This window comes from Gimesia benthica, from assembly GCF_009720525.1.
GTDB classification, from domain to species: Bacteria; Planctomycetota; Planctomycetia; order Planctomycetales; family Planctomycetaceae; genus Gimesia; species Gimesia benthica.
In genome coordinates this window covers 6907249-6924662 of the sequence record NZ_CP043930.1, presented here as the reverse complement: position 1 = coordinate 6924662, position 17414 = coordinate 6907249, and the positions used below count along the sequence as shown (strand labels likewise).

Genomic DNA, 17414 nt, shown 5'->3' with positions numbered 1-17414 from the left:
CGAACAGGGGCTGCGGTTCAGATGCTGGCGGCAGCGGGTGTCAGGTATTTATCAACGTCGTTGCTGACGATCACGCCGTAGTTCACAGCGCCGAGCCAGCCCGACATGATGATTCCGACCGAGCCGGCATGGTACAGGCCTTCGATCTGTTCTGGCAGTTCCTTGCTGACCTTGAGACCTTCGAACTTGGTTCCGAACGAGGCTCCCTGCAGGTGCTGCGTGTAGCGTTGGAAGGTCCGCGGGGTGGAAGCTTCGAGGTGGTCTACACGTTCGCGGATGTTGGGAACGTACTGTTCGAGGCAGTCGAGGGTCGTCTCGATCAGATGATTCTTATCGGCTTCGTACTGGTCGTCGGGAAGATTAGCCCAGTCGCTGAAATTCGCGTTGGTCGACGAGACGATCAGAGAGCGTTCGCTGCCGGGCCGGGTTTCGGGATAGTAGAACGAGAAGGTACGGCTACTAACCTCTTTACTGAGCATGGCTTTGATATCGAAGCCTTTGTGCTCGGAATGGAAGAGCAGGTCGCCGCAGAAATCGAGTTCGTCGCCCGGCTTGAGCGCGATATAGACCTGGGTACTGCTGTTGTTGAGACGGACGGCTTTGGTTTCCTCGACGTACTCGGGATCGAAATGTTCTTCGCCCACGAGGTTGAGGATGGTGCCTTTGATGTTCGAGTTGGACATGATGGCCTTACAGCCAATGCGACGTCCGTTGACCACCACGCCAGTCACGCGACGGTCGGGGGTGACTTCGATCTTTTCGACCTGGGTCCGGATGCGGACATCGACGCCATTGCGTTCCATTTCAGCCTTGATCAGTTTGACCAGGTGATCTGTACCGCCGCGGAAGGTATAGACGCCCTTCTGCATGAAGTTCGAGAAGACGATGCCGTAGGTGATCGCGGGATCTTCGAGGGTCGAACCGTTGGCGTAGGAGATCGGTTCCATGAGCAGGCGGACGACATCATCGCGGCCGGGGAAGAACTCTTCGAACAGCTCTCTTGTGGTTTTGCCCTGATCGTCGAAGAAGTTCATCTTACGGGCAGTATCAAAGAAGTTCTTGACGGTTTCGGATTCGATGCCGAATTTTTCGATCAGCAGGCGGGTGAAGTCATCACGAGTGAAGGTGGTCTCCAGCGAAAACTGCGGATTTTCAAAGCGGACGCCTCGCAGGGGGACGATGTTATCTGCGATCTCCTGGGTCCAGTATTTGCGGCAGCTCTTAAGCATGCCGTAGGGGAAGCCGTGGAGAGAGATGTCAAAGATGTGCCCGTTCTGCCGTTTGAACCAGGTGGCCATGCCTCCCAACTGGTAATGATGTTCCAGCAGCAGCACGGAGTACCCCTGCCGGGCCAGAATGTTGGCGGAGGTCATGCCTGCCAGACCACTACCGATGACGATGACATCGTATTCGTCTTTTGCGTCTTTCAAAAAGTCTTTGGCCATAATAATTCAGCGTCGTATTTAAATCAGCAGAGAAGAAAAAACGGGACCATGAAGGGACTCATGCCCGGGCGTAAGATGACAACATTGCTTCTCCTGTTTATCGAAAATCAGGGGCTTTGTCTACTATACCAGAGTAAAAGAGAATACTGTGACAAAAGTGTGACAATTCGCAGCCGCAGAGTTATAGAAACAGGGGATTTATCGCACAGTGAAGCAGAAGTACAGCATGTCAGAAAGCCGGTAAACGGCTCACTTCGCGTTCAGCAGGTGCAGGTTAGCAATGCTGATCCCGGAGAGCATCGAACCGATGATGCCGAGGAAGCCCTGATCGGTGCCACACAGAAAGAGATTATCGAAGGGGGTGGTACCATCCAGGATTTTCTGAGGCGCCCCGTACACACACCCATTGATATGCCCGGTGAATTTCTTAATGGTGCGGGGTGTGAACGTGTCCACATCAATAACGTGCGGGCGGAAGTCGGGGATGTAACGCATCGAGGACTCAAGAATCTGATCGTACCAGTATTTCTTCTCGGCGACGTACTTGTCTTCGGGGAGATTCATCCAGTAATCGGGATTTGCGAGAGCCGTGATGCGGATCGAGCCCTCTTCGAGTGGCTGATCGTACTCGAAATTATTAGGCGAGCAGATAATTCCGCTACGGACGTCGACCGGTTCTTTGGACTGCTCGTAGTAGAAGTCTTCCGATTCATTGTAGAAGACAATCGTCTCCTCGTGTCCGAATTCCGCCGGCTGTTGATCGAGCACGGAGATCGTTTCGACGAACGAAATTTCACCCGGCGTAAAACGTTCATCTGCAGTGACATCAGCGCCACAGAGCTTGAGTGTTTCCGCGGATCCAGCCGAGGAAAGCACGTTTTTAGCCTGGAGGATCTGCCCGTCATCGAGCATGACGCCGTTCACCTGCTGACCGTCGGTAAGCAGTTGCTGGACACCGGCGCGGAGCTTGAGTTCACCACCGAGTTCTTTGAATTTGCGAACGAGGTTTTTGAGAATCAGCCGCACCCCTTTGTAGGGGCGGGCAAAGCCTTCCTGATAGATGCTGCGGAACATGATCACGAACTGGTTAAAGTCCATATCGTGCTCCGAGGGACTGCCGTAAAACATCAGCGGGCAGAGCAACATGTTGATCAGCAGCGGATCGGAAATCTGTTCCGCCATACGTTTGCGGGCCGAGATCCAGGTCTGTCCGAGATCGCCGATGTTGTGAGAGTCGATGTCAGCAACGAGTCGTCGGAAGCCGTCGATCTGGCTGGGAAACTGTTCGGCGATCTGGGCTTCGAAATAATCGAACTGATTATTGAACCGCAGAGTATGACCGGGGAACACGACCGAAGAGCCACATTGGGGGCTGAGGTCGAAGTCATCCCACTGAAAACGGAGCTGCCTGAGAATCTTATTCAGGGGGCCCCGTTTTCCGCCTGGAGGCGAATAGTTGGTGACGGCATGCAGACCGACATCATGATTGCGACCGCGCAGGCGATAGAAGGAGTTCAATCCGCCAATGGTGGTGTGCCGTTCGAGGATGCACACCTGCTTCCCATAGTACGCCAGTCGGATTCCTGCAGCCAGCCCGGAAAGGCCGGCACCAATAATAATCGAATCGTAGGTCATGGCGTCGGGAAGGTTGGAGAATCAGACGGTGCTTTCAGCATCCTTCAGGAGGGGAGTCAGGTAGGTCACGGTGCTGTCCATGGTTACCAGTTCGCCGTAGTCTTCTTCCGGAATCTGCACGCGATAGAGCTTTCGCAGCTCCATGACGATATCCAGAAAGTCCATGCTGTCCAGTTCCATCTGATCCCGAAAAGGAACGCTATCATCGAGTTCCGAAAGATCTTCATCGGGAGCAATTCGAGCCAAGATATCCAAGATAACCGATCTGATTTGTTCCGGCGCCATGCAGAAACTCCAAACTTTCTAAAATCCTGTAACGTCGATTTCCAGCGGCGATATGTACAGATCCGCCGCGAAACCCTGAGAGGGGAAGCCACTTATAGCAAACCAACAACCTCCCCGCTAGAAGCCGGGAAACAAAAACCCGCCCCTCGGGGAAAATACTATAACTTGATTTAAACCGAGATTTAAACCGACTCAGGTCATAAGAACACAGAGTTTTTCAGAAAATCTGCGCAGAAGCGGCTTAATTACGAAAGGAAGCTCAGTTTAGGCAGAGAATCAGACTGCGCAGAGTGGAAAAGCGGGGTATGTCTACCGTTCAGTTCAGGTAGCGTACTTTTTCACGATCAGAACTGAATTGATTCCCAGCATCCCGAAGGAGTTATTCAGAATGCACTCAACCTGTTCCATCTGCCGTGGTTCGTTGGCGACGATCTGCGACAACTTACACTCCGGATCAAGCTCATCCAGATTCAAAGTCGCATGCGCGATGCCATCATCAAAGGCGGGCAGGTTCCCCAGCAGTTCCAGAGCCCCCGCAGCGCCCATCGCATGGCCGATAAAGCTCTTGGTGTTGTTAATCGCCAGATTCGGGCAATCTCCAAACACAGAAGCGAGTGCCTTGGCTTCCTCGATATCTCCCTGGTGGGTGGCGGTGGCATGACTGCTCAGAATATCAATATCGGAGGGTTCCAATCCCGCCCGATTGAGGGCCAGCCGAATACATTCCGCCTGACGCGAGGAGTTGGGCAGCACGAAATCGCTGGCATCGGAATTCATGGCGTAGCCGACGATTTCACCGTAAATAGTAGCTCCACGAGCCAGTGCGTCGGGAAGACGTTCTAACGTACAGACCGCGCCCCCTTCGGCAACGACGATGCCGTTCCGGTTCACGTCAAAGGGGCGACAGGCTTTGGTCGGATCTTCATTGACGGCCAGAGCGCCCTGGCTCTGGAAGCTGGCGAAGATTCCAAACGTGTGAATACTCTCAGAAACACCACCACACAGGGCCATATCGACTTCATTCAGCCGCAGCATCTGCACGCCCTGAATAAATCCAGCGTTCCCGGCAGCACAGGCGGCGCCGAGAGTGAGGTGCGGGCCGGTGATACCCAGATTCAGGGTGACTTCCCCCGCCGGGTTATTCGCCACGGTGCGGGGATTATGGTGGTGCGACCAGACTTTTGTATCGTAATCGAACTGCGAAATTTCGTAGACTTCGTTCTCGGTCTCAACGTTGCCATGTTCGGTAATGCCGAGATAAACGCCGACGCGGTCGCGGGCGACATTTTCCCAGTCGAGGCCGGACTGATTGACGGCTTCGTTCGCACAGTAGACAGCGATAGAGCCCGCACGCGTTCCCCGGCGGACCTCTTTGCGTTTCTGATAGCGCAGTTCATCGAAATCACAGACACCCGCGAGGACATGCCCCATGTAACGAATGTCATAATCTACAACACCCGAACGTCCTGCCAGCAGACTTTGCCGAAATTCCTCCAGGTTATTGCCATTCGGAGCTGTCAGGCCAATTCCGGTAATGACAATCCGGCTTTGATCATCCATTGATTGATACCACTCTGATCGATGTATGTTGTCACGAAGATTACAGGCTGCCCGGCAGAGACCGCCGCGCAGGGTGAAATGTTAAATGATAACTCAAGGAGAGTACCCGTTCTACCGTAAACTCGCAAGTGGGGCGACCAGCGAGATTTGTGATTCGATCTAGAATGCGGGACAGTTCTGAAAACGTTCCGCGTCTGAAAATCTTTTTCCCTGAAATCAACTAACCGCGATGAAGCACTGTCCCAAGGGTCGCAACAGTTGAACAACTGTCTGTCGGTCATTCTGTCGCTGGAAAAATCAAATCTTCTGTAAAGCGTGGAAAAGACTGATATAATCGAGATTCTTATAAAGCAATACAAAACAGGAACTTATACAAAAGCAGAGACGTTGATTCCGTTCTCATCGGGAAAAAATCCCTCTACAGACCGTCCAATCTCCGACCTTGTGTACGATTATCAGTATGGACTCAAACCGAGAAACAACCGGAAATCCTGAAACGACGGCAGGCGCCGTGCCTGATGAGCACTTCGTCACTCAGCTGGCCCGGCATCACAGCCTGATCCGGGGCTTTATCGGTACGCTGCTGCCGCACCAGACCGATGCGGAAGATGTGTTCCAGCAAACCTGCCTGGTCCTGTGGCGGAAATGGCAGACCTTCGATACGTCTCAGAGTTTTGCTGCCTGGGCCTGCGGGATCGCTTTCTACGAGGTGAAGAACTTCCAACGGGTTCAGAGCCGGGACCGTCATTATTTCTCCGATGAAGTCCTCTCGCTGATCGCAGCCCAGCAGAATAAGTCACTGCCGGAGTCAGAACAGCGGAAACAGGCTCTGCAGGACTGCATTCAGAAACTGGACAATGAGAACCGAAAACTGATTCTCGACTGTTACCATGGCCCACAGACGATTCAGGAAGTTGCTGATCAGCTGGGCCGCTCCCGCGATGCGATCTACAAAAAGCTCGCCCGTCTGCGTCTGAAACTCATGGACTGCATGCAGCAGTCACTACCATCCACGGAGGCAGGCTCATGAATTCATCCCCTTCTTCCGACAATCGAACTGTTCAGCTGATCGATGCCCTGCTCCAGGAAACCATCAGCGAATCCGAGCAGACGGAGCTGGAGCAGATTCTCAAAGAGGATGCCGACCAGCGTCAGCTCTACATTGACTATCTGCAGGTGCATTCCGGCCTGGCCAGTTGGGCCGCCGAGACACGAGACGCCGATCCGTGGGTCCCACAGCATGTTGAGATGCGAACTGACTCCCAGTGGAATGCCTCTCGGTTTGTCCTGTTACTAATCTCCTCCGTCGTCGCGGCAACCCTTCTGCTTTCGCTCTCCTATTACGCCGGCTGGAGCATTGGATCCGGGCAAGAGTCACAAATCGTTAATATTCCGGAAACGAAATCCTCTGAGAACTTTCCCGCCGCCAGTGAACCACAAACCGATCACATCGCTCTGCTCACCCAGGCCGTGGGCGTTGAGTGGGAAACACCCCGCGATCTCCAGGCCGGTGCCGGTCTGTCGGCCGGCTGGTTGAAACTGAAAAGCGGTACGATTCAGGTCGAGATGATCAGCGGCGCATCGGTGCTCATCGAAGGTCCCGCAGCGATCAAGCTGATCTCCCCCCTTAAAGCCTTCTGTGAATACGGAAAGGTGCGTGCCTCTGTTCCAGAACAGGCCCAGGGCTTTTCCGTCGCTACCTCCCGACTGAACGTGGTCGATCTGGGTACGGAATTCACCCTCTCCCTGGATGAAACCGGGAACGGGCAGGTACAGGTTATTGATGGCAAGGTCGAACTGCACGCTGCCAACCAGCAGCAAAGTGCTCCACCGCTGCAGAGCCTGACTACCGGAGAAGGAGTCAACTTCGATGCCCAGGGAACGCTCAACGAGTTACAGGAAGCAATCCGACCGCTGATCGACCTCGAGGAACTTTCTCAACTCGCGGCCCGTCAGCAGGAACAGCAGCTTTCACACTGGCGTGAGCAGAATCAACGTCTCAAAACAGATCCGAGCCTGCTCGCCTATTATGACTTTGAAGAACCATCGCACTGGGTCCGAACACTGAAGAACAAAGCCCGGCAGCCATTGTCCTCTGCGACCGACGGCGCGATCGTTGGCTGCCAGTGGACTTCAGGTCGCTGGCCCGATAAACAGGGACTCGAGTTCAAACGAACCAGTGACCGTGTGCGGCTGCAGATTCCGGGGGAATACCAGTCCCTCACATTTATGGCCTGGGTTCGCATCGAGGGCTTCGACCGCTGGTTGAGCTCCCTGATGCTGACTGATGGCTTCAAACCCGGAAATCCCCACTGGCAGCTAAGTGACAAAGGGGAGATCATCCTCGGCGTGAATACCGGCGAGGTGAAGAACTTTTTCTCCCCCGTCGTCCTGCAGCCCACCGACCTGGGCCGCTGGATTTTCCTGGTCACGGTTTACGATCAGCAAAAGCGGGAGGTCGTACATTACCTGGACGGCGTTCCCGTCAGTCATCATAAAATTGAGAAACCGGTCCCGCTGGTCATTGGACCTGCGGAAATCGGAAACTGGCGTCCACAGAATCACTCAGGCGCACACAGCATTCGCAGTCTGAATGGCCGCCTGGATGAGTTTGCCCTGTTTGGCCGGGCACTTTCCTCAGACGAGATTTCCAGACTTTACCAGGCCGGAAAACCAGGTTTGTAATTGATTTCCCGGCTCCACTTTTGTGACATAGTTAAAGAGACCTGACATACCAGAACTTCATTCCCGCTGAAACTTCCAGACGAAGAGGCATTGATGCGAAATTTTACGATCGCGCTCATGTTGTTAATCGCCAGCCTGTCCAGCAGCGCACTGACCGCCGCCGAAAAGAAACCGGCTCTTCCGGCAGACCATGCGAAACGAATGCAGCAGGGACTGGAACTGTTCAAGAAGGAAGTCCGCCCCCTGCTGGATGCAAAATGCCTGAAATGTCATGGAGGCCAGTCTGTCAAAGGAGACTTTGACCTCTCCACCCGTAAGAAGCTGCTCGACAGCGGTATGATTGAAAAGACTGGCAAAGAGAGCTACCTGATGGCGCTGGTCGAACACCGCGAAGAGCCCTACATGCCGCTCAAGGAGAAGAAGCTCAGCGACAAAGAGATTGCCAGCCTCTCTAAATGGATCGACCTGGGGGCCCCCTACGACAAACCCCTGGCCACAGGCGACAAAGCAGAAGCCGGCCCACTCGCAGTAACAGACGATGATCGCAAGTTCTGGTCGTTTCAACCGCTGAGTCAACCTGCTGTCCCGTCAGTGAAATCCAACGACTGGGCCCGCAATGAGATCGATCAGTTCATCCTCGCTGCCCAGCAACCCCAAGGTTTAACCCCCAATGCCGAGGTCAGCAAACGAACCTATATACGTCGTGCTTATTTCGACCTGATCGGCCTGCCCCCCACACCTGCGGAAATCGAAGAATTCCTGGCAGATCAGAGTCCCGACGCCTATGAAAAACTGATCGATCGGCTTTTGGCCAGCCCCCGCTACGGGGAACGCTGGGCGCGACACTGGCTCGACATCGCCCGTTTCGCGGAGAGCCATGGTTTCGAACACGACTATGACCGTAACTATGCTTATCACTACCGCGATTTCGTCATCAAAGCCCTTAACCAGGACATGCCTTACGATCAGTTTGTCCGCTGGCAGTTGGCGGGGGATGAAATCGCTCCCGAAAATCCGCTGGCACTAATGGCGACCGGCTTTCTGGGCGCAGGTGTATTTCCAACCCAGATCACGGCCAATGAAGTGGAACGCACCCGCTATGATGCATTGGACGACATGCTCAATACCACCGGTCTGGCCATGCTGGGCCTGAGCGTCGGCTGTGCCCGCTGCCATGATCATAAGTTTGACCCCATCCCTACCCGCGATTACTACCGGATGCTCTCGACATTCACCACGACCGTCCGCACCGAGATTGAAATCGATCTCGATCCCGAAAAATATCAGCGGGAGAAAGCCGCCTTTGACCAGGCACACGCGCCGCTGGTGAAAGCCTTAGGCGACTATGAAGCGAATCAGCTCAACCCGCAGTTCGAACAGTGGTTCACGCAGGGTAAAGTCGATCGGAGTCAGTTGGATCAGTGGATTGTCCCCGAAGTCACCAGCCATTCATCTAAGGGGAAAGCCCGCTTTGAAAAACTCGAAGATGGCTCGATCCTGGTCAGTGGCCCGAACATCAACCAGGATCACTACACATTCCGTCTGAAAACCAGTGTGAGTCCCCTGCGTTCCATTCGCCTGGAAACATTGACGCATCGCAGCCTGCCCCACCAGGGACCCGGTCGCGCGGTGAACGGCAATTTTTCGCTAACCGCATTTAAGGTCAAAGCCAAATCACTGAATGAGAAAGAGGCGAAGAGCCAGGACCTGAAGCTGACCAACGCTCGTGCGACGCACGAGCAGAACAAGACCACGCTCTCTGCAGCCAGTGCCATCGATGGTCAATACGGATCCGGCTGGGCCGTTGACCTGGGCGGAATCGGCAAGGATCAGGCAATTGTCTTTGACCTGGAAAAGCCGCTGGAGTTCACAGGCGAAACCGAGCTGACAATCACCATGTCATTCACCAACAATGTGAACCACAGCATTGGACACCCGCGATTCTCGGTCAGCAGCGCGAGTGCTCCTCCTGTCAAAACGGGAACCGGCAGTCCCGAACAGCTGGCCCAGGCCCTGCAGTTAGTAGAGCAGGGAGACCAGAAAAAGCTGAATGCAGGACTAAAACAGATTCTCAAGCGCTACTATCGCAAACAGGATTCGGAGTGGGTCGCATTGTCCGGCAAGGTCGAACAGCACCTGAAAACAGAACCACAGCCCGCGTTGACGAAAGTCATGATTTGTAGTGAAGGTCCTGAAATCAAACCGGTTCGGCACCACACCCAGGGAAAAGACTTCTTCGACGTTACATACTACCTCACGCGGGGTGACACCGATCAAAAGGGGAAAGTCGCCGAACAGGGCTTCTTGCAGGTACTGATGCGAAACCCAAAGCAGGAACAGAAGTGGATTGAAGAACCTCCGCAATCAGCGACCACCTCGTATCGACGCACCTCACTGGCCAACTGGATGACCGATACCAATCAGGGTGCCGGGGCTCTGCTGGCTCGAGTGCTGGTGAACCGACTCTGGCAGCATCACATGGGAGCCGGCATCGTCAGCACACCAAACGACTTCGGGCTGCAGGGAGAACGCCCCACACATCCGGAGCTGCTCGACTTCCTGGCGAACCAGCTCATCAAACACCAGTGGCACCTCAAGCCGTTGCATAAAGAGATCATGCTCAGTGCTACGTATCGACAGTCGACCGACTTCGATGCAGACAAGGCAAAGCTGGATCCCGAAAACAAGCTGCACTGGCGACGCACGCCTCAACGTCTTGAAGGGGAAGCCATTCGTGATTCGATTCTGTATGTCGGCGATCGTCTGGATACAACCATGTACGGCCCCGGTTCACTGAAGACCGATAACCAGCGTCGGAGCATCTATTTCAAAATCAAACGGAGTCAGCTGATTCCGATGATGCAACTCTTTGATGCCCCGGAAGCACTGGTCAGCATCGGTCAACGATCAAGTACCACTATCGCCCCGCAGGCCCTGCTGTTCATGAATGCCGACTTTATCCGCGAGAGTGCGAAGTCCTTCGCCAAGCGCATCCAGCAGCAGCAGCCGGACTCGCTGGAACAGGCAGTCACTGATGCCTACCAGATCGCATTGGGACGTCAGCCGACCGCCAGTGAAACGGCGATCTCAGTCGAGTTTATCAAACAGCATCAGCAGTCCTACACCGCGGAAAAGCAAGCGGAACCGCGACTGCTGGCGTTAACCGACTTCACGCATGCGTTGCTCAGTACCAATGAATTCATCTATCCCAACTAAACGCGACTTTCTGTGAGACCAGTTTTAAATACACAGCTCAATCGAATACTCCCGGAGAAACAGGATGTCACAACCCATCACAGAACTGCCGACCATATCAATCAACCAGTTACTGGCCCGCCGACAGTTGCTCAAACGGGCCGGCAGCGGCATCGGTACGCTGGGCCTGCTCAGCCTGCTGCAACAGGAGGGAGTTCTGGAAACCAGCCAGGCTGCTCCGGCTGTGCGTCCCAACAATCCGCTGGCACCGAAAGAACCCCATATGCCCGCGAAAGCCAAAGCGGTCATCTGGCTGTTTATCAATGGTGGACCGAGCCAGGTCGATACATGGGATTATAAACCCGAACTGGAAAAGCGGGATGGTGTGGCCCTGGAAGGGTTTGACAACAAGACCGGATTCTTTCAAAACGCGGTCGGACCGCTAATGAAAAGCCCCTTCAAATTCAAACAGTATGGCGAATCTGGGAAATGGGTCTCGGATATTTTCCCGCACCTCTCTCAGCATGTCGACAAGATGGCCTTCATTCACTCGGGGCATACAGAATCAAACAATCACAGCCCCGCGCTGTTCATGATGAATTGCGGCGTCCCCAAAATGGGGCATCCCTGTGTCGGTTCCTGGGTCACTTACGGACTCGGTTCTGAAAGCGACAGCCTGCCGGCCTTCGTGGTGATGTCCGATCCCCTGGGACGCGGTCTCCCCAAAGGACACAGTCTTAACTGGGGCGCCGGCTTTCTACCCAGCGTTTACCAGGGAACGTATCTCAGACCAACCGGTGAACCCATCGACAACCTGCAACCACCGTCGGTTTTAACCAACAAAGGACGCCAGCGTTCGCAGCTCGACCTCGTGAAAGCACTTAATCGACAGCATCTGGAACAGAACGAAGGAGACCAGGAACTGGCAGCCCGCATCGAAAGTTTCGAGCTCGCCTATCGCATGCAGAGTGCGGCTCCCGAAGCATTGGACGTCTCACAGGAACCGAAACACCTGCAGGATCAGTACGGGATTGGCAACAAACAGTGCGAGCATTTCGCAAAACAGTGCCTGATCGCGCGGCGGATGGTGGAACGGGGCACCCGCTTCGTGCAAATTTACTCCGGCGGGATGGAGAATCAACGGAGCTGGGACGGACACCAGGACATCAAAGGAAATCACAGCGGCTTCGCCGGCGAAACCGATCAGCCGATCGCCGCTCTCCTGGGAGACCTGGAAGCCCGCGGCCTGCTCGATGAAACGCTGGTAATCTGGGGCGGTGAATTCGGCCGCCTGCCGATCGCTCAGAAAGGGGCCAACCCGGGACGCGATCACAATCCGCATGCATTTACCACCTGGATGGCCGGCGGTGGCGTCAAAGCGGGAACGACATACGGAGCCACCGATGAAATCGGCTTCAAAGCGGCGGAGAACAAAGTGCATGTGAATGATCTGCACGCCACGATCTTACGACTGCTGGGAATGGATCATGAAAAACTGACCTACCTCTACAGCGGGCGCCGGTTCCGCCTGACTGATGTGGGTGGTCACGTGATTGATGAGCTGATTGCCTGATCGATCTGATTCAGGCCATCTCCGTCTCCTGCCGAAAACGTTTACGGTACTCGGAAGGAGAGAGCCCCATTAGGTTGACAAACTGTTTGGTAAAATAACTCTGATCGTAAAAGCCGGATTCGAGGGCGATTTCGGACACCCGTTTTTCGGTTCGCGTCAGCAGTTGACAAGCGGCGTTGATGCGAACCCGCAGAATATATTTTTGAGGAGTAATCTGATACAGCTTTTTAAATTTCCGATCGAGCTGACTGACAGAAAGAAAGATCAGATCGGCCAGTTCGGAAATCTGGATGCGTTCCTGGTAATGTTCCAGAACATAGGCGATCACCTGGTCGAGTTCCTGGTAAGACTGAAATTCGGAGCCGGCAACTTTGATGTCGCGTAGCACGCCGGCCACGCCAATCACCTTGCCACCATCGCCGAACAGGGGAATCTTACTGCAGAGATACCATTTCAGATTTCCCTGGCGATCGGGAATTAACCAGACCTGGTTGGGAAGTGGAGTACCAGATTCCATTACCCGCTGATCTTCAGCCACGTATTGTTCTGCGAGATCCTTGGGATGGATGTCGAAATCGGTCTTGCCGATGATGTCTTCCTCGCGGGGAATCGCTCGCACATCCATCCAGGCACGACTGATATTGATAAAACGTCCCTGTGCGTCCTTGGCAAAGAAATAAGCATCGGGAATGTAGTTGAAGAGTTCTTCCAGATGGAGTTTGTTGTCAAGGCGTTTCAGGAAATCGTCGCGGAATTTCTGAGGATCTTGCATGCGTAAATAATACAAATTTATGCGTCATTCGTACAAGACGATGTTGATCTTTGCGTCTACGATATGCGAAAATAAACGAATCAGGGATTTCTTGCGCGAGTAGGAAATTCGCGCGGTGGTTCAGTTTCCATCTGACTGATATTTATAGCCGGATTCTGCCGCTGACAGATCCTAATTCGTATTCCACACATTGAGGTTCATCATGCTGAAGTTCACTGGCAAAGGCACAGCGCATACCTGTAGCGGAGTCACCCGCAGAGACTTTCTGCAAGTCGGTACATTAGGCGCCATGGGGCTCTCACTGCCACAGTACCTCGAAGCCAAAGAACGCGGGATGGTCGATAAGAAGAACGACAACCGTGCGGCGATTATGATCTTCAATCTGGGTGCCCCGAGTCAGCTCGACACCTTCGATATGAAGCCAGAGGCACCGTCCGAAATCCGGGGTCCCTTCAAGCCCATCGATACCGCTTCCCCCGATATCAATATTTCCGAAATTTTCCCGCTGCATGCGCGCGTAGCCGACAAGTTCTCGCTGGTCCGCTCCTGTTATCATACCGCGGCAGCGGTCCACGATGCCGGCTGGCAGATGATGCAGACCGGTCGTCTCTTCACGGGTGGAATCAATACTCCTCACATCGGCTCGGTGGTCGATTATCTGCGGGGGCGCAAAACCGACCTGCCCGCTAACGTGGTCCTCCCCGAAACAATGGGACGCGGCGGTGGAAACCTGCCTAATGGTCAGGCGGGCGGCTTCCTGGGTAAAGCTCATGATCCATTTGCCCTGATGGCCGACCCTTCCAAACCGAACTTTAAAGTTCCCGACATGCTGCCTCCCCAGGAGATCGGCTCGGCCCGTCTGGAACGTCGCCGTAAAATCCGCGACGTGGTCGACAGTACGATCGATCATTTTGAATCGACCGAAGACGCCAAACTGCTGAACGGTAATTTTCACTCGGCCTATCGCCTGATGACCAGTAAAGAGGCCCGCGAAGCCTTTGACCTCTCCAAAGAACCCATGAAGGTCCGCGAACGTTACGGCATGAACCGCTTCGGGCAATGCTGTCTGCTCTCCCGTCGTCTGGTGGAAGCCGGCGTGCGTTTTGTAACAATCAACACCTTCCTGACCGTGTTCAACGAAATCACCTGGGATATTCACGGCTCGAAACCTTTCACTTCCATTGAGGGGATGAAAAATATCGTTGCCCCTATGTACGATCAGGCTTACAGCGCCTTGATTGAAGATCTGTACGACCGGGGCATGCTGGACGAAACCCTGGTCTGCAACGTGGCGGAATTTGGCCGCACCCCGAAAGTCAATCCAGCCGGAGGCCGTGACCACTGGCCTCAATGTTTTACCTGTTACTTTGCCGGCGGAGGCGTCCAGGGTGGACGCGTGGTCGGCAGCAGCGATCCGATTGGTGGTGTGCCTGCAGATCGACCGGTTTCTCCCGGGGATCTGGCAGCGACCGTTTACCACAGCCTCGGCTTCGATCTGCACACGGTGCTCCCCGGCCCCGCCGGTCGCCCCTTCCCGCTGGTGGATGTGGGTAAGCAGGAAATCCGTGAACTGTTTTAACGCGTAACCTCAGTTCAAACCTCAACTGAGACTAAATAGACGTTGAGTTCCTCACTCTAACGAGGAACAAACTGGCCTTGTCGCTGCGCGGCCGTTACGTACTTTGATCAAACCACGACAGTTTTAATTATAACACGAAGAGAAGTGCTCAATGACTCCTCGAACATCTGTCTTATCCATCCTGCTCGTCGCCTGCCTTGCTGGCGTGCTCTGCCCTGCACACTCTCAGGCAGCGACACAAACAGACACCGCCATCAAGCTGTTCCCGCAAACCATCGATCTGCGTGGCAGTGAAGCCCGCCAGGGGCTTTCGGTGCAGACACTGACCAATGACGAAGTCACTGGACCGGTCACGACACCATTCCAGCTGACTTCCAGTAATCCGGACGTCGTCAAAATTGAAGACCAGACCGCGGTCCCGGTCGGGAATGGCACTGCCCAGATTACCGTCCAGTCCGGTTCGGCTAAATCGACCAGCCAAGTCACCGTCAGTGGTCTCGACCAGCCACACCGCTGGAGTTTTCGCAACGATATTGAGCCGGTCCTGACCAAGACAGGCTGTAATTCAGGCCCCTGTCACGGCGCCCTGGCAGGCAAGGGGGGCTTTCGTCTCTCACTCAAAGCGTATGATGTGCCCGGCGACTTCCACACCATTGTCGAACAGGCACGCGGACGACGCATCGAACTATCAGACCCGGCCCGCAGCCTGCTGTTGATCAAACCAACGGGAGCAGTTCCTCACAAAGGGGGCGTCCGCTTCGAAACCGATTCCCGGGAATACCGGATTCTCTCCGAATGGATCGCACAGGGGGCGACACCGCCGGCTGAGCAGGATCCTGTCATCGAAAGCCTGCAGGTCCTTCCCGGTCGTTCGATCCTCACCAAAGGACAATCACAGCGTCTATTGGTCCAGGCACGCTACTCAGACAACTCTGTCCGCGATGTCACCCGCTGGACTGCATTTTCGTCCGTGAATGAAAGCGTCGCCCAGGTAGACGAAGCAGGAAATATCAAAGTCACCGGATACGGGGAAGGCGCGATTGTCTGCATCTTCTCCAGTAAAGTCGCGATCTCCAAAATCACGTCTCCCTATCCGCAGGACATCAATCCGGACGTCTATGCCGGATCCCCCAAACACAATTTCATCGATGAGCTGGTCATCAAACAGCTCAAACGTTTGAACCTGCCCCCCTCGCCCCAGGCGACCGATGCCGAATTTGTCCGCCGGGTCTACATCGATACGATAGGTACCCTTCCCACACCGGCCGAAGTCAAAGCCTTTCTCGCTGATCAGCGCCCGGACAAACGAAACCAGTTGATCGAACAGCTGTTAAACAGCCCCGAGTTCGTGGATTACTGGACCTACAAATGGTCTGACCTGTTGCTGGTGAATGGCGAGTTGATTCGTCCTCAGGCAGTCAAAGCCTATCACGACTGGATCTATCAGCATGTGAAGCAGAACACTCCCTGGGACAAGCTGGTACATGAACTTATTACCGCTCAGGGGAGCAGCATCGAAAACGGTGCAACCAACTTTTACGCGATCCACCAGGATCCGGAATCCATGACGGAAAATGTGAGCCAGGCATTTCTGGGTCTGGCCATCGGTTGTGCGAAGTGCCATAACCATCCACTCGAAAAATGGACCAACGGCCAATACTACGCGATGGCTAATTTCTTCGCCCGTGTGCGAGCTAAGGGCTGGGGTGGCAGCCAGGGTTCAGGCGATGGTATTCGCACCCTGTTTGTAGCGACCAAAGGGGACCTGGCTCAACCGCTGACGGGTAAACCTCAGCCCCCCACTCCCCTGGATGGCGCACCGATTGACATCAATGCTCCCGAAGACCGCCGCGTCTATCTGGCGGACTGGTTGACTGCGAAAGAGAACCCCTTCTTCAGCCGTTCCATTACAAACCGCGTCTGGGCCAACTTCTTCGGAGTCGGCCTGGTCGAAGCGGTGGATGACATGCGGGAATCAAACCCCGCGAGTAACGAGGAGTTGCTGTCAGCTGCATCCGACTATCTTAAAGACCAGAACTTCGACCTGAAAGCGCTGATGCGGGTCATCCTGCAGTCAGCTGCTTATCAACGCAGCAGTCAACCTCTGCCTGAAAACAAAGACGAAAAACGATTCTACTCCCGCTACTATCCCCGGCGGATGATGGCCGAAGTCCTGCTGGATGCCATTTCGCAGGTCACTGAAGTACCGGATGAATTCACGAAGTATTACGAACCAAATCCGCAGAATACCGACTTCTATCCCAAAGGGACCCGGGCAATTCAATTATATGATTCGTCTGTGATCTCCTACTTCCTGAAAACGTTTGGACGCAACGAGCGGATGATTACCTGTGAATGCGAGCGTTCCGAAGAACCAACGATGGTTCAGGTGCTGCACCTCTCGAATGGCGACACCATCAATAACAAGCTCAAAGCCAAAGAAAGTCGGGTCACAAAACTGCTGAATGCCAAACAGTCAGACCAGGAACTGGTGGAGCAGATTTATCTGCTGTGCCTCTCGCGGAAACCCACTCCAGAGGAAAACACCCAGTTGCTCAATATTCTGAAAGAGACCCCGCAGGCAGAGAGACGCCAGGTCGTAGAAGACCTGTTCTGGGGCGTGCTCAGCAGCCGCGAGTTTCTGTTTAACCATTGATGAGATCGAACTCATAAACAACATTCATA

Annotated in this window: 11 protein-coding genes; 6 read left to right on the top strand and 5 right to left on the bottom strand. The window is 54.4% G+C overall.

Translation table 11 applies throughout. The features are described 5' to 3' along the window. Positions 1-17: 17 nt before the first annotated feature. The 4 genes from F1728_RS27100 to F1728_RS27085 form a co-directional block, all read right to left on the bottom strand. Entirely contained in the window at positions 18-1445 is a 1428-nt protein-coding gene (locus tag F1728_RS27100) for a phytoene desaturase family protein (protein WP_145187510.1), read from the bottom strand. A gap of 249 nt (positions 1446-1694) precedes the next feature. Continuing rightward, positions 1695-3080 carry a phytoene desaturase family protein gene (locus tag F1728_RS27095; protein WP_155366651.1) on the bottom strand — a complete coding sequence of 462 codons (1386 nt, stop codon included), beginning with the start codon at positions 3078-3080 and terminating at the stop codon, positions 1695-1697. A gap of 21 nt (positions 3081-3101) precedes the next feature. Next, positions 3102-3365 carry an acyl carrier protein gene (locus F1728_RS27090; RefSeq protein ID WP_145041949.1) on the bottom strand — a complete coding sequence of 88 codons (264 nt, stop codon included), beginning with the start codon at positions 3363-3365 and terminating at the stop codon, positions 3102-3104. Positions 3366-3686: 321 nt separating this feature from the next. After that, a complete protein-coding gene (locus tag F1728_RS27085; RefSeq protein ID WP_155366650.1) occupies positions 3687-4925 on the bottom strand; it encodes a beta-ketoacyl-[acyl-carrier-protein] synthase family protein in 1239 nt (412 codons plus the stop codon). Positions 4926-5385: 460 nt separating this feature from the next. On the opposite strand from F1728_RS27085, the gene F1728_RS27080 reads away from it, so the two are divergent. The 4 genes from F1728_RS27080 (at position 5386) to F1728_RS27065 (ending at position 12378) form a co-directional block, all read left to right on the top strand. After that, on the top strand, positions 5386-5955 hold the full coding sequence (locus F1728_RS27080; RefSeq protein ID WP_155366649.1) for a sigma-70 family RNA polymerase sigma factor: 570 nt from the start codon (positions 5386-5388) through the stop codon (positions 5953-5955). Further along, the gene (locus F1728_RS27075) at positions 5952-7610 is read left to right on the top strand and encodes a LamG-like jellyroll fold domain-containing protein (RefSeq protein ID WP_155366648.1); all 1659 of its coding nucleotides are present in this window, start codon (positions 5952-5954) and stop codon (positions 7608-7610) included. The genes F1728_RS27080 and F1728_RS27075 overlap by 4 nt, the downstream gene beginning before the upstream one ends. 93 nt (positions 7611-7703) lie before the next feature. Next, positions 7704-10826: a DUF1549 domain-containing protein gene (locus tag F1728_RS27070; protein ID WP_155366647.1), complete on the top strand. Its 3123-nt coding sequence runs from the start codon at positions 7704-7706 to the stop codon at positions 10824-10826. Between the two features lie 64 nt (positions 10827-10890). Beyond that, positions 10891-12378 carry a DUF1501 domain-containing protein gene (locus tag F1728_RS27065; RefSeq protein WP_155366646.1) on the top strand — a complete coding sequence of 496 codons (1488 nt, stop codon included), beginning with the start codon at positions 10891-10893 and terminating at the stop codon, positions 12376-12378. 10 nt (positions 12379-12388) lie between these two features. Here F1728_RS27065 and F1728_RS27060 read toward each other — a convergent pair whose 3' ends face one another. Continuing rightward, positions 12389-13150: an AraC family transcriptional regulator gene (locus tag F1728_RS27060; protein WP_155366645.1), complete on the bottom strand. Its 762-nt coding sequence runs from the start codon at positions 13148-13150 to the stop codon at positions 12389-12391. 202 nt (positions 13151-13352) lie between these two features. Here F1728_RS27060 and F1728_RS27055 point away from each other — a divergent pair, with 202 nt between their 5' ends. Together F1728_RS27055 and F1728_RS27050 are read left to right on the top strand one after the other, a co-directional pair. After that, positions 13353-14729, top strand: coding sequence for a DUF1501 domain-containing protein (locus F1728_RS27055; RefSeq protein WP_145041955.1), 1377 nt, complete (start codon positions 13353-13355; stop codon positions 14727-14729). Positions 14730-14880: 151 nt separating this feature from the next. Continuing rightward, positions 14881-17385 (top strand): DUF1549 domain-containing protein, encoded by a 2505-nt coding sequence (locus F1728_RS27050; RefSeq protein ID WP_155366644.1) that lies wholly within the window; start codon positions 14881-14883, stop codon positions 17383-17385. Positions 17386-17414: the final 29 nt, after the last annotated feature.